The sequence below is a fragment of the Brevundimonas huaxiensis genome (genome assembly GCF_014218725.1).
In the GTDB taxonomy this organism is placed as follows: Bacteria; Pseudomonadota; Alphaproteobacteria; order Caulobacterales; family Caulobacteraceae; genus Brevundimonas; species Brevundimonas huaxiensis.
In genome coordinates this window covers 535,631-556,606 of the sequence record NZ_JABBJE010000001.1, presented here as the reverse complement: position 1 = coordinate 556,606, position 20,976 = coordinate 535,631, and the positions used below count along the sequence as shown (strand labels likewise).

20 protein-coding genes are annotated in these 20,976 nt (G+C 67.4%); 10 read left to right on the top strand and 10 right to left on the bottom strand.

All coding sequences use genetic code 11. From position 1 onward, the window contains the following. Positions 1-5: 5 nt before the first annotated feature. The 3 genes from HF680_RS02830 to HF680_RS02820 all read right to left on the bottom strand — a co-directional run bounded on the left by HF680_RS02830 (position 6) and on the right by HF680_RS02820 (position 3,981). Entirely contained in the window at positions 6-1,670 is a 1,665-nt protein-coding gene (locus HF680_RS02830) for an FAD/NAD(P)-binding protein (protein WP_185223996.1), read from the bottom strand. Positions 1,671-1,792: 122 nt separating this feature from the next. Further along, complete coding sequence (locus tag HF680_RS02825; RefSeq protein ID WP_185223995.1) at positions 1,793-2,494, bottom strand: P-loop NTPase family protein; 702 nt, start codon at positions 2,492-2,494, stop codon at positions 1,793-1,795. A gap of 47 nt (positions 2,495-2,541) precedes the next feature. Beyond that, entirely contained in the window at positions 2,542-3,981 is a 1,440-nt protein-coding gene (locus HF680_RS02820) for a GumC family protein (RefSeq protein ID WP_185223994.1), read from the bottom strand. A 121-nt stretch (positions 3,982-4,102) separates the two neighbouring features. On the opposite strand from HF680_RS02820, the gene HF680_RS02815 reads away from it, so the two are divergent. Further along, entirely contained in the window at positions 4,103-4,852 is a 750-nt protein-coding gene (locus HF680_RS02815) for a polysaccharide biosynthesis/export family protein (RefSeq protein WP_185223993.1), read from the top strand. 9 nt (positions 4,853-4,861) lie between these two features. Here the strand turns inward: HF680_RS02815 and HF680_RS02810 are convergent, their stop codons facing one another. After that, positions 4,862-5,167, bottom strand: a complete 306-nt coding sequence (locus tag HF680_RS02810; RefSeq protein WP_039247692.1) for a hypothetical protein — start codon at positions 5,165-5,167, stop codon at positions 4,862-4,864. Between the two features lie 314 nt (positions 5,168-5,481). Between HF680_RS02810 and HF680_RS02805 the strand changes: the two genes are divergently transcribed. Both HF680_RS02805 and HF680_RS15920 read left to right on the top strand, forming a co-directional pair. Next, a complete protein-coding gene (locus HF680_RS02805; RefSeq protein ID WP_045811611.1) occupies positions 5,482-6,066 on the top strand; it encodes an RcnB family protein in 585 nt (194 codons plus the stop codon). Between the two features lie 162 nt (positions 6,067-6,228). Next, a complete protein-coding gene (locus tag HF680_RS15920) occupies positions 6,229-7,263 on the top strand; it encodes an RcnB family protein (protein WP_231576684.1) in 1,035 nt (344 codons plus the stop codon). Between the two features lie 121 nt (positions 7,264-7,384). Here HF680_RS15920 and gatB read toward each other — a convergent pair whose 3' ends face one another. From gatB to HF680_RS02780, 4 genes are all read right to left on the bottom strand, one after another. Further along, positions 7,385-8,878: an Asp-tRNA(Asn)/Glu-tRNA(Gln) amidotransferase subunit GatB gene (gene gatB, locus HF680_RS02795; RefSeq protein ID WP_045811610.1), complete on the bottom strand. Its 1,494-nt coding sequence runs from the start codon at positions 8,876-8,878 to the stop codon at positions 7,385-7,387. Positions 8,879-8,880: 2 nt separating this feature from the next. After that, positions 8,881-10,359: an Asp-tRNA(Asn)/Glu-tRNA(Gln) amidotransferase subunit GatA gene (gene gatA, locus HF680_RS02790; protein ID WP_185223992.1), complete on the bottom strand. Its 1,479-nt coding sequence runs from the start codon at positions 10,357-10,359 to the stop codon at positions 8,881-8,883. A 2-nt stretch (positions 10,360-10,361) separates the two neighbouring features. Further along, a complete protein-coding gene (gene gatC, locus HF680_RS02785; RefSeq protein WP_039247681.1) occupies positions 10,362-10,649 on the bottom strand; it encodes an Asp-tRNA(Asn)/Glu-tRNA(Gln) amidotransferase subunit GatC in 288 nt (95 codons plus the stop codon). 95 nt (positions 10,650-10,744) lie between these two features. Then, complete coding sequence (locus tag HF680_RS02780) at positions 10,745-11,290, bottom strand: hypothetical protein (RefSeq protein ID WP_185223991.1); 546 nt, start codon at positions 11,288-11,290, stop codon at positions 10,745-10,747. A 73-nt stretch (positions 11,291-11,363) separates the two neighbouring features. Between HF680_RS02780 and ruvX the strand changes: the two genes are divergently transcribed. Genes ruvX through pyrC form a run of 4 tightly spaced genes read left to right on the top strand, consistent with a single transcriptional unit; the run spans position 11,364 to position 15,070 of the window. After that, a complete protein-coding gene (gene ruvX / locus HF680_RS02775) occupies positions 11,364-11,843 on the top strand; it encodes a Holliday junction resolvase RuvX (protein WP_017506485.1) in 480 nt (159 codons plus the stop codon). Then, on the top strand, positions 11,840-12,763 hold the full coding sequence (locus HF680_RS02770) for an AEC family transporter (protein ID WP_185223990.1): 924 nt from the start codon (positions 11,840-11,842) through the stop codon (positions 12,761-12,763). The genes ruvX and HF680_RS02770 overlap by 4 nt, the downstream gene beginning before the upstream one ends. A gap of 52 nt (positions 12,764-12,815) precedes the next feature. Further along, positions 12,816-13,799, top strand: coding sequence for an aspartate carbamoyltransferase catalytic subunit (locus HF680_RS02765; protein WP_045811605.1), 984 nt, complete (start codon positions 12,816-12,818; stop codon positions 13,797-13,799). After that, complete coding sequence (pyrC, locus tag HF680_RS02760) at positions 13,796-15,070, top strand: dihydroorotase (RefSeq protein WP_185223989.1); 1,275 nt, start codon at positions 13,796-13,798, stop codon at positions 15,068-15,070. The genes HF680_RS02765 and pyrC overlap by 4 nt, the downstream gene beginning before the upstream one ends. An 8-nt stretch (positions 15,071-15,078) precedes the next feature. Here pyrC and HF680_RS02755 read toward each other — a convergent pair whose 3' ends face one another. Further along, entirely contained in the window at positions 15,079-16,011 is a 933-nt protein-coding gene (locus HF680_RS02755) for a glycerophosphodiester phosphodiesterase family protein (RefSeq protein WP_045811603.1), read from the bottom strand. A gap of 128 nt (positions 16,012-16,139) precedes the next feature. Between HF680_RS02755 and plsY the strand changes: the two genes are divergently transcribed. Together plsY and dprA are read left to right on the top strand one after the other, a co-directional pair. Then, complete coding sequence (gene plsY, locus HF680_RS02750; protein WP_045811602.1) at positions 16,140-16,778, top strand: glycerol-3-phosphate 1-O-acyltransferase PlsY; 639 nt, start codon at positions 16,140-16,142, stop codon at positions 16,776-16,778. After that, on the top strand, positions 16,775-17,848 hold the full coding sequence (gene dprA, locus HF680_RS02745; RefSeq protein WP_045811601.1) for a DNA-processing protein DprA: 1,074 nt from the start codon (positions 16,775-16,777) through the stop codon (positions 17,846-17,848). Before plsY ends, dprA begins: the two co-directional genes overlap by 4 nt. Here the strand turns inward: dprA and HF680_RS02740 are convergent. Continuing rightward, positions 17,845-18,027 carry a hypothetical protein gene (locus HF680_RS02740; RefSeq protein ID WP_156146831.1) on the bottom strand — a complete coding sequence of 61 codons (183 nt, stop codon included), beginning with the start codon at positions 18,025-18,027 and terminating at the stop codon, positions 17,845-17,847. The two genes, dprA and HF680_RS02740, sit on opposite strands and share 4 nt — an antisense overlap. A 156-nt stretch (positions 18,028-18,183) precedes the next feature. Between HF680_RS02740 and topA the strand changes: the two genes are divergently transcribed. After that, positions 18,184-20,802 (top strand): type I DNA topoisomerase, encoded by a 2,619-nt coding sequence (gene topA / locus HF680_RS02735; protein WP_045811600.1) that lies wholly within the window; start codon positions 18,184-18,186, stop codon positions 20,800-20,802. Positions 20,803-20,976: the final 174 nt, after the last annotated feature.

Genomic DNA, 20,976 nt, shown 5'->3' with positions numbered 1-20,976 from the left:
TCGCGTCAGGCCGCCGTATCGGCGTGATCGACCGCAGGCTTTGCGGTATTGAGGATCAACGCCAGTCGCCGACCGACGATCCCACCCATTTTGTGCGAACTGGTGATCCCTTGCGCAAAGGGATGCCGCCCCATGATGAACGGCAGGCTGAGACAGAACAGCCGATCCGTCGGCAGGGGCGCATCGACCGGCCGGAACAGGTCGTCGACCGCAATCCCCCGGACCACGTCGGGCGCATCGTTGGCGACCTGATCTCGAACGATCCCCTGCTCGAGAAGGGACAGGAAGGGAAACTGGATGCCGCTCAAGGCCGCCTGCCCTGTCGCCTCGATGAAGATCGGATAATGTAGGGTCGTGTCGCCGATGGCCACGCGCGCGCCGCCTTCGGGACAGCGCGTGTCGACGTCGTGGTCGTCGCCCAAGGCTATGACGTCCAGCCGCCCGGCGGCGTGCAGCGCCAGCATCCGCTCGATCGATTCGTGCGGTACGCCGGCGTAGATATCGACGAAGATCGGCTTGAAGGCGCGGCTGAACCGCTCGAACTCGGCGCTGTCCAGATGCGGCACGATGACGGCGACGATCTCATGCATGCGCAGGATGCCGTCGCGCCAGGCCACCGTCACCTGTGCGGCATGGTTCGCCTGCGCCTCCTTCAGGTTTGCGGCGGCCCAGACGAACGGATCGACCGATGCGCGCCGAGCGAAATAGGCCTCGGCGAAGGTTTCCAGCGTCGCATCATGTAGTCCCGTCTCGGCGGCGTAGTCCGGATCCAGATGGATCAGCTCGGTTCGAAACAGGTCGAATACGGCGTCCAGCAGCCCGTCAGGACCGCGCGCCACAGCCGCAGCGACGGCCTCGGGCGTGCAATAGGCCAGCGGGCCATGCGGCAGCGGAAAATAGAAGTCTGCTTCGGGCAGCAAACCCTTTCGCGACATCATGGCGATGTGAAAATCTTCGGTATCTGGCGCGGGCTGATAGATCAGCCGATCGTCGCGCCGAACGAAGTCCCCGTGCGACGTGGCCAAGGCGACGGCCGCATCGATGGCCGTCAATGACGACCCCCGAATGCCGATCCGCCTCGCCGGAACATCAGCAAGGACCGACGCGGGCCATGGGCTGAGGAAATATCCGGGCTGGGCGTCCGGCCGCGACGGCCACTGGTGACCCGTCGCCAGAACCACATGGTCGAACACAGCCCTGGCGATCTTCCGCGACGGCGGCGATGTGAAGGTCAGTTCGATCCCATCCCTGCGGTTCGCCGCATCGATGACCCGGCATCCCGTCCGCACATTGATATCGACGCCCTTGGCGCGGGCCTGCTGAACCAGGGTGGCGAACTGACTTTCGAAATACCGCCCCAGGGCAACACGTGGAACGAACGTGCGCTCATCGAGCGACGCCCCATCCACGTCCAGCTCTGCCAGTTCGGCGGGCGTTCGTGCCGACAGCCAGTCGGCCAGCGTCTCCTGCAACGGCGGGATCTCTATGCTGGCGATGTTGGACAGCATCGCCGGGTCGTTCCAGTCCGGGCTGTAGGGGCTGCCGCAGCCAGCCGTCTCGCGCGCCTCGAACACCGTGACCCGCGCCGAGACGACGCCTTGGGACAGAAGGGCATGAAGGGCGTAAAGCGTCGTCGGCCCCGCTCCGACGAATGCGACGGACTTTGTCATGGCCACACAATGCGCGACGCAGGCAAAGGCGCCGCATCCGCGCCCGATTTCAGCGCAACCGCTTCATTTTCTTGCCGAATGTGCGAAATCGGACGCCAGAAATGCTCGCTTCGGAAGCGGCTTCAGCCCATCAGCCGCTGCAAAAAACCTGGCGCCTTGTAGGTCGAGCGGTTCATGACCACGCCGGCGATCTTGCCCCCCACAGCCTCGATCTCGTCGCGCAGGATGACCGGCGCATGGGCGGCGGTGCTTTCAGCCGCAATGACCAGCACCGTCATGTCCACGAAGGGCGCCAGGATGATCGCCATGTCGTTGCGGTCGGCGGCGGGCGCGTCGACCACGATGGTGTCGGCGTGGGGCCGCAGCGCCTCCCAATATCGGGGCTCTCCGACCGCCTCGACCCGGTGCCCGGACCGCAGCGCCTCCATGTGGAAGTGCGTGACCCACAACCGGCCGCCCAGGCAGGACCGCGCCGTCAGCAGCCGCGAATCCGGCACCGGCTTGCCGTCGCGCCCGGTCACGCGCGGCGTTACGGCGTAGAAGCTTGAGCCGTCTGGCGAGCCTTGCGCGGCCTTGCCGACCTGGCCGAAACGATCCGGCTCGGCCGACACCGTCTCCAACTGCCCCTGCTGCGCCAGATCACCGTCGATCAGCCAGACGGGCTTGCGCGCCCGCACCGCCGCCAGCCGCGCGAACTCCCGCGCCACGGTCGAGACGCCCTCTCCGGTGACGGCGGAGGCGAACTGGATCACGCGCGCGCGGTGCGCCGGCGCCGGTCCCAGCGTCGCCCAAAGGCCCGCCATTTCTGAAGTCAGATCGACCATCGAATCGCCAAGGCGCTCCCTAAGCCCTCAGCCTAGCACGAGTTTCGCTAGGCCGCCTTGGCCGGCGCGACGGCGAGAACCGGCATGTCCATGGTGCGGCTGACCGAGGCCGGCGTCGTAAAGCCGCGACGCGTGAACACCCGCAACAGGCCGACGCACAGGGCCGTGAAGCCGGCGAACAGGAAGACCGCCGCCAGCAGCGGGATCTTCAGGCTCTTGCCGGTCGCTGGCGGCTGGGCGCGTTCGATGACGGTGACGTTGTCGGCGCCGGCGGCGACCAGGGCGTTATCGGCGCGGCTCTGCGTCTCGCGCTGCTGGAACTCCCGGATAGAGGCGCTCAGCACTTCGCGATTGCCGGCCAGGGTCGTGTTCTCGGATTCCAGCGCCGTCAACCGCGCCTGCCGCGAACGGATGTCGGCCAGCTGCCGATCCAGCACCGACAGACGCGCCGCCAGCGAGTCGCGCTCGGCCCGGGTGTTGATCCGCGTGGTTTCCAGCTCGGTCCAGACGGGGTTCGGTCCGGTGCGGACCTCCTTGGCTCCGACGGCCGTGCCGGTCGCGACATAGGCTTGAAGTTGGTTGATCCGCGCCTCGATGTCTTTCACCGGCTGGGCGTCGGGCTGATAGCGCGACAGCAGCTGCTCGCGCTCGGTGCGCAGTTGCAGCACCTGGTCTTGGGCCGAAATGTTCAGATCCTGCTGCAGCGCCACCTCCGCCGGGGTTCCCGCCTGCTGCGCGATCAGGGTGTTCAGCCGCTGGGCGGTCTGGTTCAGCTGGCTCTGCGTCGACATTCGGTCGGTAAAGACCGTCTGATAGGTCGCCGCCAGCGTCGCCTTGGCCGCGGTGAAGTCGCCGATGTCATTGGACGCCAGGAAGGCCTCGTAGGCGCGGTCCGCATTACCGAGTTCATCCTCGAAGGCCATGCGTTGGCTGGCGATGGCCGGCGTCTTGTCCTGAAAGACTTCGCGGCGATAGATCAGATATTGCTCAATGATCGTGTTCAGGACCCGGGCCGCGCGTTCGGGATCGTCGGCCTTGTAGGTCAGGTGGATGACCGCGCTGCCTGGCGCCGTGGCGACGCCCAGGCCGCCGCCGACGGCCTTCAGCGCAGCGGACCGCGCGGCCTGCGGACTGCCCTTGGGCGGCTCGCCCAGGATGGCGGCCGGGCCCAGGACGTCGACCACCTTCTGGCGAACGGCGCTTGAACCCAGGATGGCGGCTTCGGAGTTGGCGACCTCGTCACCCTGCGGCGCCTGGCCCCGTTCGGCCGTGCCGACGCGCGGCTGATAGACGTATTCCTGCCCCACGCCTGCAAACACCGAGCCGGTGGCCGTATAGCTCTTCTTCAGCGTCATGGCGGCGGCGAACCCCAGCCCCAGGATCACCACGAAGACGACGATCATCAGCAGCAGTTCGCGGAACAACAGGCCGATCACGTCCAGAACGCCGTAGCGCGGCCTTGTGGTGACGTGTGCGGTGGAGCGCATCGGGCGGGCCGAATCCCTTGAAAGGCGTGTGGTCCTCACCCTTCGCCCACCGGCGTTAACTGATGGTTACCCATAACCGGCGAGGTTGGCTCAAATCCCTCGTCGAGGCCGACCGATTCCCATGCTGACCGATCGCCGCCTGTTTCTGCTGACCCTGGGTTCAGCCTCCATCGCCGCGTCGCTGGCGGCCTGCGGCGGCGCCGGCGGCGCTGGCGATCCCCGGCGCGTCGACCGGTCGCCCTACGACGCGCTCGCCGGCCTGCCCTTCGCCCCCTGGACGGACCAGGAGCCGGAATATCTGCTACATCCCGGCGACGAGATCGAGGTGGCGACGCCGACGGCTTCGGAACTGACACGCACGCTTAAGGTCGGTCCCGATGGTCGTATCGCCCTGCCCCTGATCGGATCGGTCATGGCGGCGGATCGCACCCTGCCCCAGCTTCAGCAGGTCGTCTCGGCGGCCTATGCGTCCCAGCTGGTGCGCCCTGTTGTCGAGGTCACCCTGCGCCAGGCCGGGCCGATCCGCGTCTGGGTCGACGGCGAAGTCCGCACGCCGGGCGTCTTCGAAATGCTCGGCGATCTGGACGCCTATCAGGCGGTGATCCAGGCCGGCGGGTTCGCCCCAACGTCGCGTCAGGACAGCGTGGCCCTGATCCGTCGAGGGCCTGGCGGTTCGCGCATGATGCGTGTGGTGGACCTGCGTCCGCGTCGCGGCGAGGTCGTGCCCTTGCGGCGTGGCGACATCGTCTTCGTGCCGCGTTCGACGCTGGGCGAACTGGCGGCCTTCTTCACCCAGGTGCGCGCCGCACTGCCTATCGGCTTCAGCTATTCGATCAACGGATCGAACGGCAACGGCTACGCCCAGTTCTGAGCCAGTCGTTTAGGCGACCAGCTGAACCACGCCCTGATCGATGTAGCGCCGCGCGGCCTTCTGGGCTTCCGCGATCTCCTCGCGTTCCATCTCCAGGCTCATCTCGCGGCGATAGACGCGCGCCTCGATCGAACCCTTCATGGCCGCCAGGTTGAAGATCATGTGGGCCGACACCCGGTCCATCGGACAACCGCCCGATCCAGCCGAATACATCATGCCCAGTTTGAACAGGTCGTCGCCGGACATGTCCGGGGTCGGCAGGGGCAGACCGTCGTCGTGGGCCTGCAGGTCGTGCGCCATTTCTTGCGCGTTCATCACCGTATCTCCTCAACGGGCGCCCTTCTGGGCCCGCCTCTGAGACGCCATCAAATACCGGTGGTTTGAAGTTAAAGTTAACGGCGAAAGGCCTTGCGCGGACTTTTCAGTAAAGCAGAAATGAATACTTCTAACGGGATTCAGACCTGGGAAATCTCTGATAAATCTCTCGTTTACGCCTCTCCGGCGCGGCCTACGCGCTCCGCAAACCTGACGGGATCGTTCAGCGGGCATTCAGGCGCGAAATCCGACCTTGCTCATCATTAACGGGTCGGATCGGCACATCCGTCGGCGGCCCAGAATGGAGCACGAGGATGAACCGCCTCACCAAGGCCGCCGTCGTCGCCCTCGCCCTGTCGACCACGGCCGTGCCGATGCTCGTCCAGGCCCAGGACCGCGACCGCCGCGAGTATCGTCAGGATCGTCGTGACGACCGCCGCGACTTCCGCCAGGAACGCCGTGAAGATCGCCGCGACTGGCGCGACGGTCGCTATGACAGCCGCCAGGACTATCGCCGGGACCGCCGCGACGACCGTCGTGACTATCGCGACGAACGCCGGGACGACCGTCGCGATTGGCGCAATGACCGCTGGGACCGCAACAACAGCAACTGGTGGCGCGGCCGCTCGGACTTCCGTGGCTACAACGGTCCGCGGGCAGGCTACTGGTACGCCCCCAGCTATGGCTACTATCGGGTCGAGCCGCGCTACAGCAACTATCGCTGGCGCACCGGCGGTTATCTGCCCTACCAGTATCGCAACTACTATGTCCGAGACCCCTATGTTTACGGTCTTCGCGAAGCGCCGCGCGGTTATCGCTACGTCCACGCCGGCAACGACATCCTGTTGATCGCCGTGGCCAGCGGCCTGATCGCCAGCGTCCTGTCGGGCGTCTATTAAGCCTCGTCATAACCGGACGATCGAACCCCGCAGGTCTTGCCTGCGGGGTTCTGCTTTTTCGGACAGCCCCTTGATTGCGAACAGTGTTCAGCCTGGGTTCATCGCCACGGATCGATGATCGTCTCAAGCCGCCGGAGACCCGGCGTGCAGGAACCAAAGACCATGAAACGCCTCCTGATGGCTTTCACCGCCATCGCCGCCGTCGCCGGCCCGCTTGCAGTCCCGATGCAGGCCCTCGCCCAGGAACAGGACCAGGCTCAGCAGGAACGCCCGCAGCGCGAAGGTCGCGCCCGCGGCATGAACCGGCCCGAGCGTCCGCAGATGGGTCGTGAGGACGGACCGCCTGAGCCTCGCCCCGAACGTCCCAGCCGCCCCGCAAACGATACGCCCCGTCCCGAGCGCCCGTCGGGTGGCGAACGTCCGAATGCGGGCGGCCAGCGTCCGGATCGTCCCGAAGGCGGTTGGAACCGGCCCGATCGTCCGAACATTGGCGGCCAACGTCCGGACCGGCCCGAAGGCGGCTGGAACCGGCCCGATCGCCCCAACGCCGCCGGCCAGCGTCCCGACCGGCCAGAAGGCGGCTGGAACCGTCCCGATCGTCCGAACACCGGCGGCCAACGCCCAGACCGGCCCGAAGGCGGCTGGAACCGACCCGATCGCCCGAACACCGGCGGCCAACGTCCAGACCGACCCGAAGGCGGCTGGAACCGACCCGATCGGCCCGACCGCCCAAATGCAGGCGGTCAACGCCCCGACCGTCCCGGAAACAGCTGGAACCGTCCCGACCGTCCGGGCTCGGGCTGGAACAACGGTCGTGACCGCGACCGTCAGCACCGCGAGTTCCGCCAGCGTTTCAACGGCGATCAATGGCGGCGCGACTTCTATCGCGGCCACCGCTCGGACTGGTGGCGCAACGATCGGCGCTTCAGGGGTTACAACGGCGTGCGCGTCGGCTTCTACTTCGCGCCCGGCTGGGGCTATTACAGCGTGCCGCGGTCCTACTGGGGTCGGTCGTGGTCGGTCGGCCAGTATCTGCCGGACGTCTTCTGGCGCTACCAAATAAACGACTGGCGCACCTACGGCCTGGGCTATCCGCCCGAGGGCACGCGCTGGGTCTCCGTCGACAACACCCTGTATCTGATCGACGAATACGACGGCTATATTATCGACGTCATCCGCGACGCCTGGCGCTGGTGAGAACAAAGGCCCGGAGAGCAATCTCCGGGCCTTTATCGTGCAGTTTGTCGCTCAACCAGCGAGCGACCGCGTCGCGAGCGTTAGCGACAAGCCGGGGTTTGTGGGCCGCAGCCCCCAAGCATCAGAGCCCCAGCTTGGTCTTCAGGATGTCGTTGACCGCCGCCGGGTTGGCCTTGCCGCCCGTGGCCTTCATGACCTGACCGACGAACCAGCCGATGGCCTGGGGCTTTTCAGCCACCGCCGCCGCCTTGTCCGGATTGGCGGCGATGATCTCGTCCACGGCCTTTTCGATGGCGCCGGTGTCCGTGACCTGTTTCAGCCCGTGTTTCTCGACCACCTCGGCCGGCGAGCCTTCGCCGTTCCAGACGTGATCGAAGACCTCCTTGGCGATTTTGGAAGAGATGACGTTCGTCTCGATCAACTCGACCAGCTGCGCGACGTGCGCCGCCGGCAGCGGATTCTCGCTGAAGTCCTTGCCCTCGGCCGCCAGGCGCGCCGAAACCTCGTTGGTGACCCAGTTCGACACCAGCTTGGCGTCCCGACCCTTGGCGGCGGCTTCGAAATAGTCGGCCTTGGCCTGTTCAGAGATCAGCACGATGGCGTCGTATTGCGACAGGCCATAGTCCGCCATCAGACGCTTGCGCTTGTCGTCCGGCAGCTCGGGCAGCGACGCCTTGATCTCGGCGATCCACGCCTCTTCCAGATCCAGCGGCAGCAGATCGGGATCGGGGAAGTAGCGATAGTCTTGCGCCTCCTCCTTGGACCGCATCGAGCGCGTTTCGCCGGCCGTCGGGTCGTACAGGCGCGTCTCCTGGGTGATCGAACCGCCGTCCTCCAGAATTTCAATCTGGCGGCGCGCCTCATACTGGATCGCCTGAGAAATGAAGCGGAAGCTGTTGACGTTCTTGATCTCGCAGCGCGTCCCCAGATAGCTGAAGTCGCCCGTCTCCTTGAACTTGTCGTAGTTGCCGGCCCGGCAGACCGACACGTTCACGTCGGCCCGCAGGTTGCCCTTCTCCATGTCGCCGTCGCAGGTGCCCAGATAGATCAGGATGGTCCGAATCTTTTTCACATAGGCCACCGCCTCATCCGGCGTGCGCAGGTCGGGCCGCGACACGATCTCCATCAGCGCCGTGCCGGCCCGGTTCAGATCGACGTAGCTTTCGGTCGGCGACAGGTCGTGGATCAGCTTGCCCGCATCCTGCTCCAGGTGCAGCCGCTCGATGCCGACGTTGAAGAAGCTGCCGTCCTCGGCCTCCACCTCGACCACGCCTTCCCCCACGATGGGGTAATAGAGCTGACTGATCTGATAGCCGGTCGGCAGGTCGGGATAGAAGTAGTTCTTGCGGTCGAACTGGCTGCGGCGGTTGATCTGCGCGCGCAGGCCCAGGCCCGTCTTCACCGCCTGCTCGACGCAGTGTTTGTTCAGCGTCGGCAGCATGCCGGGAAAGCCCGCATCGACCAGCGACACCTGCTCGTTCGGCCCCGCGCCGAAGCCGACGGCGGCGCCGGAGAACAGCTTGGCCTTCGACGCCACTTGGGCGTGGATTTCCAGGCCCATGACGATTTCCCAATCGCCGGTGCGGCCTTTGATGGTCTTGGTATTGTCGCTCATGCTCACCACCACTTGCCCGGCTTGGCCGTGAAGCCCGCCGCCCGTTCCAGCGCCGCGCCGACCTGGAAGACCGTCGCCTCGTCCAGCGCCTTGCCGATGACCTGAAGCCCCAGCGGCAGGCCGCCGGCGTCCACGCCCGCCGGCACCGAAATGCCCGGCAGGCCGGCCAGATTGGTCGTCACCGTGAAGACGTCGTTCAGATACATGGTCAGCGGGTCGATCTGCTTGTCGCCCAGCGCGAAGGCGGCCGACGGCGTCGACGGCGTCAGGATGGCGTCCACCTGGCCCCAGACGTTGTCGAAGTCCTCGGCGATGCGACGCCGCACCTTCAGCGCCTTGACGTAGTAGGCGTCATAGAAGCCGGCCGACAGCACATAGGCGCCGATGGTCAGGCGACGCTGGACCTCCTTGCCGAAGCCTTCGGCGCGCGAGGTCGCATACAGATCGTCCAGCGACTTGAAGTCCTCCGCCCGATGCCCGAACCGCATGCCGTCGTAGCGGGCCAGGTTCGAAGACGCTTCGGCAGGGGCCACGATATAGTAGGTCGGCAGGGCGTATTTGGTGTGCGGCAGGCTGATCTCGACGATCTCGCAGCCGGCGTCCTTCAGCCAGGCCACGCCCTGATCCCACAGGGCCTGGATCTCGGCCGGCATCCCGTCCACGACATATTCGCGCGGCACGCCGATGCGCAGGCCCTTGACCGATTGGCCGACCGACTGGGTCCAATCCGGCGTCGGGATGTCCAGGCTGGTCGAATCCTTGGCGTCGAACGAGCACATGGATTGCAGCAGCAGGGCCGCGTCCTCGACCGTCTTGGTGATCGGACCGGCCTGGTCGAGCGACGAGGCAAAGGCCACCATGCCGAAGCGGCTGGCGCGGCCATAGGTGGGCTTGATCCCGACCGTGCCGGTGAAGGCGGCCGGCTGGCGGATCGAACCGCCGGTGTCCGATGCGGTGGCGGCCAGGCACAGATCGGCCGCGACGGCCGAGGCCGAACCGCCCGACGAACCGCCCGGCGTCAGCTCGGCGTTCGAGCCGGTCGATTTCCACGGGTTCTTCACCGGACCAAAGGCCGAGGTCTCGTTGGACGAGCCCATGGCGAACTCGTCCATGTTCAGCTTGCCCAGCATGACCGCCCCGTCCCGCCACAGATTGGCGGTGACGGTCGATTCATAGGGGGGTGTGAAGCCGCGCAACATGTTGGAGCCGGCCGTCGTCTGAACGCCCTCGGTGCAGAACAGGTCCTTGATCCCCAGCGGCGCGCCTTCCAGCGCTCCGGCTTCGCCGGAGGCGATGCGGGCGTCCGACGCGCGCGCCATGTCCATAGCCTTGTCCGCCGTCACCTCGACATAGGCGTTCAGGGTCGGATTGGCGGCTTCGATCGTAGTCAGGAAGGCCTGGGTGATTTCCGCCGATGTGAAGTCCTTGGCCTTCAGCCCGTCGACGGCGCCCTTCAGGGTCAGTTTGGTCAGGTCGCTCATGACTATTCGACCACCTTGGGCACGACGAAGAAGCCGTCCGCCGACTTGGGCGCATTCGACAGGACCGCATCGACCTTGGCGCCGTCGGTGACGACGTCGTCGCGCAGGCGCAGCGGCTGGGCGACGTTCGAGGTCATCGGCTCCACGCCTTCGACATCCACCTGATCCAACTGCTCGATCCAGGCCAGGATGCCGTTCAGCTCCTGCGCCAGCGGCTCCAGCCGGTCCTCGGGGGTCTTGATGCGGGCGAGATGCGCAACCTTGCGCACCGTCGCAGCGTCGATGGCCATGCGGCCCTCCAACACACAAAATGAAAACGAAGCGGTCGGATTAGCCGCACGCTTTGGGATTCACAAGGATCAGCCGCCCGTCGTCAGGCGTGATCTCACTGCGACGTGCTGACGGACACCGCGTCCGGCGGCGTCTCGCCGCTCGGAGGGAAGTCGATCTGCACGGTGCGCTCCACCTTCAGGATGTCGCCGTTCGGCCCCGCCGTGTCCTGACGCACCGCCAGGACCACGCGCCCGGTCTTCGCCTCGACGACCTTCCATTCGGCGTAATCGCCCAGAGGATAGGCGCGCCAGCCCTCGGCCGAACCGCCGAACAGGGCGAAATAGGTCACCAGACCATTCACCGCCGGATCGCCGCCCGACAGGCTGAAGACCTTGGCGTTCAGATCCGGCAGGGCCTGCAACTGCGACACATCGGCCGCCGTGCCGATCTCTTCGCGTGCAGCGGCCGCGCGCCGTTCGGCAGGCCCGACCGGCTTGGTGGTCGGGGGCGTGACTGCGCGTGTGATCACGGCCGGCGTCGGCGCGGCTGCCGCGATCTGGGTATCCTGTGCGGCCGGGGTTTTCGCCGGCGCGTCGGACTGTCCGCAACCGCTCAGCACAAGCCCGAGAGCCGTCATCGCTGCTGTCGCTATGCGCATGTCATCGTCCTTCCTGTCCATCATCGTCACCATCGCCTTTGACTTCGGCCCGCGCCAGTCCTAACCGCAGGCCGTGCCCGTCCTCGACCTCCTCGACCTGCCCGCTGCCTGCCCGCCCGACACGCCGTGGATGGGGCTGGATCTGGGCGAGAAGACCATCGGGGTCGCCGTGTCGGATTCCACCCGCCTGATCGCCTCGCCGCTGGAGCTGATCCGAAAGTCCAAGTTCACGCAGGAAGCCGAACACCTGTTCAAACTGATGGCGCATCGCAAGGTTTCGGCCCTGGTCATCGGCCTGCCCGCCAACATGGACGGCACGGAAGGTCCGCGCGCCCAGTCGTGCCGCGCCTTCGCCCGCAATCTGGAGCGGCTGCGGCCCGTCAACATCGCCTTTTGGGACGAGCGGCTGTCCACCAGCGCGGTCGAGCGTTTCCTGATCGAGGATCTGGATCTGAACCGCAAACGCCGCGCCCAGGTCGTGGACCGCACCGCCGCCGCCTGGATCCTGCAGGGTGCTCTGGACCGGGTTCGGGACCAGGCGACCTGGGTTTGACGGCCCTGATCGCCGGCGTCCTGCCGGTCTTTCTGATGATCGCCCTGGGCTACGGCCTCAGAAAGTCCGGCTTCCTGCCAGACGAGGCTTGGCGGCCGATCGAGAAGCTGTCGATCAACATCTTCTATCCCAGCTTCCTGATCCCCGCGATCTGGCACGCCGACCTCGCCGGCGGCGGCGCGACCGTGGCGGGCGCGGCGGCGGTGGGCGCGACGCTGATCGTGGCGGCCGCGACCCTGGCGTCCAAGCCCCTGATCACCCTGGACGGTCCGGCCTACACCAGCGTCTTTCAGGGCGTGATCCGCTGGAACAGCTTCGTCTTCGTGCCGGTGATCCAGTCGGTCTATGGCTCGGAAGGCACGGCGGTGGCCGCCGTCGCCATCGCCTTCATCATTCCCGTCACCAACATCGCCTGCGTCGCCGTGCTGGCGAAATGGGGGTCGCTGCGCCGCGAGCCGTCGGTGATCGGCCTGATCAAGTCGATGCTGGCCAATCCGATCCTCCTGGCCTGCCTGATCGGCCTGGCGCTTAATCTGTTGCGCGTGCCGTTGATCCCTGGCCTGTCGGATGCGATGGACCTGCTGGGCGCCGCCGCCCTGCCCTTGGGCCTGATCGTCGCCGGGGCGGGTCTGTCCTTCGCCGAAGTCAAACGCCGCCGCACCACCATCGCCGCTGTCAGCCTGGTCAAACTCGGGGTCATGCCGCCGCTGATGTGGTTCATCGCCTGGGCTTTGGGCGGCGACAGCCTCGCGCAGGGCATCGCCCTGATCTGCGGCGCCGCGCCCGGCTCGGCCGCCTCCTACATCCTGGCGCGTCAGATGGGCGGCGACGCGCCCCTGATCGCCGGCGTCATCGCCCTGACCACCGTAGGCAGCGCCGTGGTCATCCCCATCCTGCTGGCCCTGTTTCACTTCACCTGACTGGCGCCGCACGCTGGCAATGGGAGCGACTCCCGCCTATAGCCGCGTCTCGATGACCCAGTCCGCACAAGTCACCGATCAGACCATCCGCGACCGGCTGGTTCCGTTCCCCAAACCGCACTTCCTGGCCGCATCGGACCTCGATCCGTATGTGACGCCGCAGTTGCTGGATCTCGGCGACGCCTTCGTCGATTTCAATCGCCAGTCGTCCAAGGCCCTGGATCTGCTGCACGGCCGCACGGTCGTGAACCTGTTCTTCGAGAACTCGACCCGCACCAGCTCCTCCTTCGAGATCGCCGCCAAGCGGTTGGGCGCCGACGTCGTGACCATGCCGGTCGCCGCCTCCTCGGTGAAAAAGGGCGAGACCCTGATCGACACGGCGGTCACCCTGAACGCCATGAAGCCCGACATCCTGGTCATCCGCCACTCGGCCTCGGGCGCGGCCGAACTGCTGAGCCAGAAGGTCGGTTGCGCCGTAGTCAACGCCGGCGACGGCCGCCACGAACATCCGACCCAGGCCCTGCTGGATTTGCTGTCCATGCGCCGCGCCTTCGGCGATGTGACCAGCCTGACCGTCGCCATCTGCGGCGACATCACCCACAGCCGCGTGGCCCGCTCCAATGTCGCCTTGTTGCAGATGATGGGGGCGCGCGTCCGCCTGATCGGCCCGCCGACCCTGGTGCCCGGCGACGCGGACCGCTGGGGCTGCGAGGTCTTCCATGACATGCGCGAAGGTCTGAAGGGCTGCGACGTCGTCATGATGCTGCGGCTTCAGCTGGAGCGGATGGCCGGCGCCCTGGTCCCCTCGACCCGCGAATATTTCCGCTTCTGGGGCCTGGGTCGCGAGAAGCTGGCCTGGGCCAATCCCGGCGCCCGGGTCATGCACCCCGGGCCCATGAACCGCGGCGTCGAGATCGATTCCGACGTGGCCGACGACCTGGACGTCTCCCTGATCCAGGATCAGGTCGAGATGGGCGTCGCCGCCCGCATGGCGGTGCTGGCCTCCCTCTCCGCCCGTTGGGGAGACGCCCGATGACCACCGTCGCCATTCTCAACGCCCGCCTGCTGAACCCCGCTTCCGACTATGACGGCCCCGGCGGCTTGCTGATCCAGGACGGTCGTATCAGCCGCGTGATCCACGGCCCGACGCCGGACGTGGCGGCGGATCAAATCATCGACGCCGACGGTCTGTGCCTCGCGCCCGGCCTGATCGACATCCGGGTCAAGACCGGCGAACCCGGCGCCGAGCCCAAGGAAACGTTGAAGTCCGCCAGCCTGGCCGCCGCCGCCGGGGGCGTGACGACCATCGTGGTCCAGCCCGACACCGATCCCGCCGTCGACGACCCCGCCATGATCGACTTTATCCAGCGACGCGGCGCAGCGCTGAACCTGGTCAACGTCCGCGCCGCCGGCGCCGCGACCAAGGCCCTGGACGGTCAGCGCATGGCCGAGATCGGCCTGATGGACGAGGCGGGCGCCCTGTATTTCACCGACGGCGACAAGGTCATCGTCAACAGCCGCACCCTGCAACGGGTGATGAGCTACGCGGCCGCCTTCAACGCCCTGATCGCCTGCCGCCCGGCCGACCCCTGGCTGACGGAAGGCGCGGTCGCCGCCTCCGGCGAACTGGCCACGCGCCTCGGTCTGTCTGGCAGCCCCGCCATCGCCGAGCGGATCGGGCTGGAGCGCGACCTGGCCCTGGTCGAACAGACCGGCGCGCGGTTCCTGGTGGATCAGATTTCCACCGAGGGCGCCTTGGACACCCTGGCCCGCGCCCGCGCCAAGGGGCTGGAGGTCGCCGTCAGCGTCTCGATCAACCACCTGTGCTTCAATGAGGTGGACATCGGCGACTATCGCACCTTCTACCGGCTGGACCCGCCGCTGCGCTCCGAAGCCGACCGCCAGGCCCTGATCGAGGCTGTGCGGGAGGGCCTGATCGACGTCATCACCTCCGCCCACGCCCCGGCTCCGGCCGAGGACAAGCGCCGCCCCTTCGCCGAGGCAGCGCCGGGCGCGATCGGCCTGGAGACCCTGCTGCCCGCCGCCCTGACCCTGCATCACGAAGACGGTTTGGACCTGCTCGACGTCCTGCGTCCGCTGACCCAGGGCCCCGCCGCCCTGCTCGGCCTCGACGCGGGCGTCCTGGCCGAGGGCGCCCCTGCTGACGTCATCCTGTTCGACGCCGGCGCCCCCGTCATCATCGACGCCGACGCCCTTCACTCCAAGTCCAAGAACTCGCCCTTCGATGGCCGCCGGCTTCAGGGCAAGCTGATCGGAACCTGGGTGGGCGGTCGAAAGGTCTTCTAAGGCTCAGATCAGCGCGGCCGCGCGCACGTCGCGGCCTTGGCCACCTCGGCGCCCAGCACCGACTTGACGGCCAGCGGCGTGTCGGTGGCGATCACCGTGACGCCCTGGCGCACCAGATCGCGATATTCCGAAACGTCCCCGTCGGCGGCGTAGCGATCGTCGCGGCGCACGCCCTCGGCGCCCAAGGTGCCGAACTGAACCTCGACGCCGGCCTCGCGCAGGGCGCGCCACAGCGCCGGACGCTCCTCGCGCGTGCCGGTCCAGGCCAGGATCTGCGCCGGGTTCAGCCCGCTCAGCTTATCCACACCGCTCAGCCCGGCCGAGATCATCATCTCCGGCGCCATGGCCGCCACCGCCCGCGCGTCGGCGTCATTGTAGGTGATCAAGATCACCCGGTTGCCGGCCCGCGACCGGCGCACTTGATCGATCACCGCTCGCGCCAGATCGACCGTGGTTTCGCCGTCCGCGGGTTTCAGGTCGATGCTGGCGATCGCGCCCACGCGTCCGGCGGCGTCCAGCGCCTCGCCCAGCGTCGGCGGCGCAGCGCGCGTCAGGGCGCCGTTCGACGCCTTCAGCCGCGCCTGTTTCACCTGGGCCAGCGTCAGGTCCGCGACCCGCCCGCGTCCCGTGGTCGTCCGGTCCATGGTGTCGTCGTGCATCAGAACCAGCTGCCGGTCCTTGGTCAGGACCGCGTCCAGCTCCAGGATCGCATTGGGGATCGCCCGGCCCGTCGCCTCGATGGCGGCGATGGAGTTCTCGGGCTGGTCCAGAGCCGAAACCGCCCGGTGCGCCGAGATCGCCACGCCGCCGTCCCGCACGCAGTCGAAATAGGCCGCCATCGCCGGCCCCGACGACGGCGCAGACGCCATCGGCGGCGCACCCACGCAACCTGTCGTCGAAAGCAGCAGCAGGGTCGCGGCGGCGGCGGAAATACGGGTCATGGATCGGCTCCGGAAAGACGCGCGGACCAAACGCTGCGCCGATCATCGGGTCAAGAGGTCGGATCGCCCTTGCTCCCGACCGCCCCGCGACGCATTTTGCCGCAACGACACGCGGGGAGCGAATCAAAGTGCAGGATCTGGTGGGCCCCGCGATCGGGACCTTGGCGCTGGTGGCGCTGGGCGGCTATCTGCTCGGCTCGATTCCGTTCGGCGTGGTGATCACGCGTGCAGCCGGCGCCGGCGACGTGCGCAACATCGGCTCGGGCAACATCGGCGCGACAAACGTCCTGCGCACCGGCCGCAAGGATCTGGCCCTGGCCACCCTGCTGCTGGACGCCGGCAAGGGCGCGGTCACCCTGCTGATCGCCCGTCATCTGTTCGGCAGCGAACTGGCCGGCGCCATCGCCGGCGGCGCGGCCTTCCTGGGCCACCTCTTTCCTGTTTGGCTGGGCTTCAAGGGCGGCAAGGGCGTCGCCACCTTCTACGGCCTGTTGCTGGCCGCCGCCTGGCCGCTGGGCCTGATGGCGGGGGCGGTCTGGCTGCTCTGCGCCTTCCTGTTCCGCTATTCGTCGCTGGCGGCGCTCATCTCATCGGCGACCGCGCCGCTGCTGGCGCTTCTGCCGCTCGCCGTCGTCGGCCTGCCGGTCAGCCTGCCCATCCTCGCCCTGACCGTCTTCGCCGCCGTCCTGATCTGGGTTCGACATCACCAGAACATCGCCCGACTGTTGAAGGGCGAGGAACCGCGCATCGGGGCCAAGAAGGCGTGAGCCTGGACCCGGCCGAACGCTTCGCCCGGCTGCGGCTCGCCCGCACCGACCGCATCGGCCCCGTCGCCTTCACCCAACTGATCGGCCGCTACGGCTCGGCCCTCGGTGCGCTGGACGCCCTGCCCGCTCTGGTGCGCAAGTTCGGCGCCGCCTCCATTCCGCCCCCCGTCGAGACGGTCGAACGCGAGATCGCCGCCGGCGACGCCATCGGCGCGCGCCTGCTGGTGCTGGGCGATCCCGATTATCCCGAAATGCTGGCCGCAGTCGACCCGCCGCCCCCGATCCTGTGGACGCGCGGTCGCGTCGATCTGCTGAATCAGCCCTCGGTCGCCATCGTCGGCGCCCGCATCGCCTCGGCGGGCGGCCAGCGGATCGCACGCGGTCTGGCGCAGCAACTCGGTCAGGCCGGTCATGTCGTCGTCTCGGGCATGGCGCGCGGCATCGACGCCGCCGCCCACGAAGGCGCCTTGGCGACCGGGACCGTCGCGGTCCTGGGGGGCGGGGTGAACGACATCTATCCGTCTGAACACGCCGACCTCTACGCCCGCCTGACGGAACAAGGCTGCGTCGTCTCCGAAAGCCCGGTCGGCGCTCGCGCCCAGGCACGCGACTTCCCGCGCCGCAACCGCATCATCTCGGGCCTGTCGCGCGGGGTCGTGGTGGTCGAGGCGGAGGTCCGGTCCGGCTCCCTGATCACCGCCCGTCTCGCCGCCGAACAGGGTCGCGATGTCTTCGCCGTGCCCGGATCGCCGCTGGATCCCCGCGCGCGCGGTCCGAACGAACTGCTGCGTCAGGGCGCCATCCTGTGCGAGGGGATCGAGGACATCGACCGCGCCTTCAACACCCTGCGCATCCTGCGCGAGCCGCCTGCCGATCCGATGCGATTCGACGGCGACATCGACGACGCCTTCCTCGACCGCGTCGCCACTCTGCTGTCGCCGACCCCCACGCCGCGCGACGAGATCGCCCGCGCCCTCAACGCTCCGGTGTCCCAGGTCGCCGCCGCCCTGCTGGAGCTCAGCCTGACCGGCCGCGCCGACCTGCTGCCCGGCGGCCTGGCTTCTCTTTAGGCCTGCGGATGACCCGCCACGGCCGCCGCCTGTTCCAGCAAGCCGGCCAGCCGCACGTCGCCCTCGTCCCGCGCCAGCCGCGCCATTTCCAGCGCCATGGCGCCGATGTATTTTCTTACAGCAAAAGGCTTCGTGTCGGCCTCGCCGTGAACGGCTTGGTTAGGTTGCGTCTTACCCAATGTCGCACCTCCTCTGAAAGACGGATCAATCTCAGCGAGAGAGTAGCACAACTAGTTAGCATCAAAGGCACTATCTAGAGATGTAAGACAACAGGTGCGATTGACTCACGGCTCCGCTCCAACCACGTTCGCGCCCCTTCCCGAGACCGGACCGTTATGAACCTCGTCATCGTCGAGAGCCCCGCAAAGGCCAAGACCATCAATAAGTATCTGGGCTCGGACTATGAGGTCCTGGCCTCGTACGGCCACGTCCGCGATCTGCCGTCCAAGGATGGCTCGGTCCTGCCCGACGACGACTTCTCCATGCATTGGGAGGCCGACGCCAAGGGCGCCAAACGCCTGTCCGAAATCGCCGAGGCCGCCAAGCGCGCCGACCGCGTCATCCTGGCGACCGACCCCGACCGCGAAGGGGAAGCCATAAGCTGGCACGTGCTGGAGGTGCTGAACAAGAAAAAGGCGCTGAAGGACACAGAGGTCCAGCGCGTCACCTTCAACGCCATCACCAAGTCCGCCGTGCTCGACGCCATGGCCAATCCACGTCAAATCGACATGGAACTGGTCGAGGCCTATCTGGCCCGCCGCGCGCTGGACTACCTCGTCGGCTTCACCCTCTCGCCAGTCCTGTGGCGCAAGCTGCCGGGCGCCCGCTCGGCCGGCCGCGTCCAATCCGTGGCGCTGCGCATCGTCGTCGATCGCGAGATGGAGATCGAGAAGTTCCAGGCTCAGGAATACTGGTCCATCGAGGCCGACCTGAACGCCGACAGCCCGCCCTTCACCGCCCGCCTGGTCAAGCACGCCGGCAAGCGCATCCAGCGTCTGGACATCAAGGACGAGGCGACGGCTTCCGCCGCCCGCGCGGCCATCGCGGCCGGCGACTTCACCATCAATGCGGTGGAGAAGAAGCCCGTCCGACGCAATCCGGCCCCGCCCTTCACCACCTCTACCCTGCAGCAGGAGGCGGCGCGCAAGCTCGGCTTCTCGGCCCAGCGCACCATGCAGGCGGCGCAGAAACTGTATGAAGGCGTCGACGAGACCGGCGGCCTGATCACCTATATGCGGACCGACGGCGTCCAGACCACGCCCGAGGGCATCGCCCAGGCGCGCGAGGTCATCAATCAGGCGTTCGGTCCGGCCTTCGTCCCGCAAGAACCGCGCTATTACAAGACGAAGGCCAAGAATGCTCAGGAAGCGCACGAAGCGATCCGGCCGACCAACATCGCGCGCCATCCCGACAGCCTGCGCCTCGAATCCGATCTTCAGCGCCTGTATGAACTGATCTGGAAACGGATGGTCGCCTCGCAGATGGAGGCGGCCCGGATGGACCGCACCACCGTCGACATCGAGACCGCCGACGGCCAGACGGGTCTGCGCGCCACCGGCCAGGTCGTGACCTTCGACGGCTTCCTCGCCGTCTATGAGGAAGGCCGCGACGAAAAGCAGAAGGGCGCGGAGAGCGAAGACGAGGGCGATGATGCCACACGCCTGCCCGCGCTGAAAGAAGGCGCCAAGGCCAAGGTCGACGCCATCCGCACCGACCAGCATTTCACCGAACCGCCTCCGCGCTATTCGGAAGCCACCCTGGTCAAGAAGCTGGAAGAGCTGGGCATCGGCCGCCCGTCGACCTACGCCTCGACCCTGTCGACCCTGCGCGACCGCGAATATGTCCGCGTCGACAAGAACCGCTTCTATCCCGAGGACAAGGGACGGCTGGTCACGGCCTTCCTGGAGCAATTCTTCAGGAAGTGGGTCGAATACGACTTCACCGCCGCGCTGGAGACCCAGCTCGACGAGGTCTCGGCCGGTCAGCTGGACTGGAAGGTGCTGCTGCGCAACTTCTGGCAGGACTTCCACGCCGCGACCCAAGCCGCCGGCGAACTGCGCACCACGGCCATTCTCGACGCCCTAAACGAAAGCCTCGGCGCCCACATCTTCCCGGACAAGGGCGACGGCACCGACCCGCGCGAATGCCCCCTGTGCCACCAGGGCCAACTCAGCCTGAAGACCAGTCGCTTCGGCGCCTTCATCGGCTGCGATCGCTATCCCGAGTGCAAATACACCCGTCCCGTCGCCAGCCCGTCGGCTGAGGACGGCTCGGCCGAAAGCGGCGACCGCGAACTGGGCATCGACCCGGAAACGGGCCAACCGGTCCAGCTGAAGATCGGCCGCTTCGGCCCCTACGTCGAAATCACGCCGCCCGAGGGCGACAAGCCCAAACGCTCGTCCCTGCCCAAGGGCTGGTCGCCGGCGTCCCTGACGCTGGAACAGGCCCTGCGTCTTCTGGCCCTGCCGCGCGAGGTAGGGGTCCACCCCGAGGACGGCAAGATGATCACGGCGGGCCTGGGCCGTTACGGTCCCTTCGTCCTGCACGCCGGGACCTACGCCAATGTCTCGGACATCGACGAGGTGTTCGAGGTCGGCCTGAACCGCGCCGTGGCCCTGTTGGCGGAAAAGCGCGCCGGTCGTCCCGGTCGCGGCGCGGCGACGGCGCCGCTCAAGGACCTGGGCGCCCACCCGGAAACGGGCGAGCCGATCCACGTCATGGCCGGCCGTTTCGGCCCCTACGTCAAGTCCGGCAAGATCAACGCCACCCTGCCGAAGGGCACGGCGCCGGAAGACCTGACCCTGGAAGACGCCCTGCCCCTGCTCGCCGCCAAGGCCGGCGCCGCGCCCAAGAAGAAGGCGCCCGCCAAGAAGGCCGCGGCTCCGAAAAAGGCCGCCGCCAAGAAACCAGCCGCCAAGAAGGCTCCGGCGAAGAAGGCCAAGACCGCCGAGTAATCCCTTCCCCTCGGGGGAGAAGGTGGCTCGCGGAGCGAGACGGATGAGGGGGCTGCCAGATGCCGTCTCCCCCTCACCATCCAGAGGCCGAAAGCCCCCCCTCATCCGAGGCCTCTGGCCCCACCTTCTCCCCCGAGGGGAGAAGGACGCCTGACGCATGGCGCGAATCCCCCC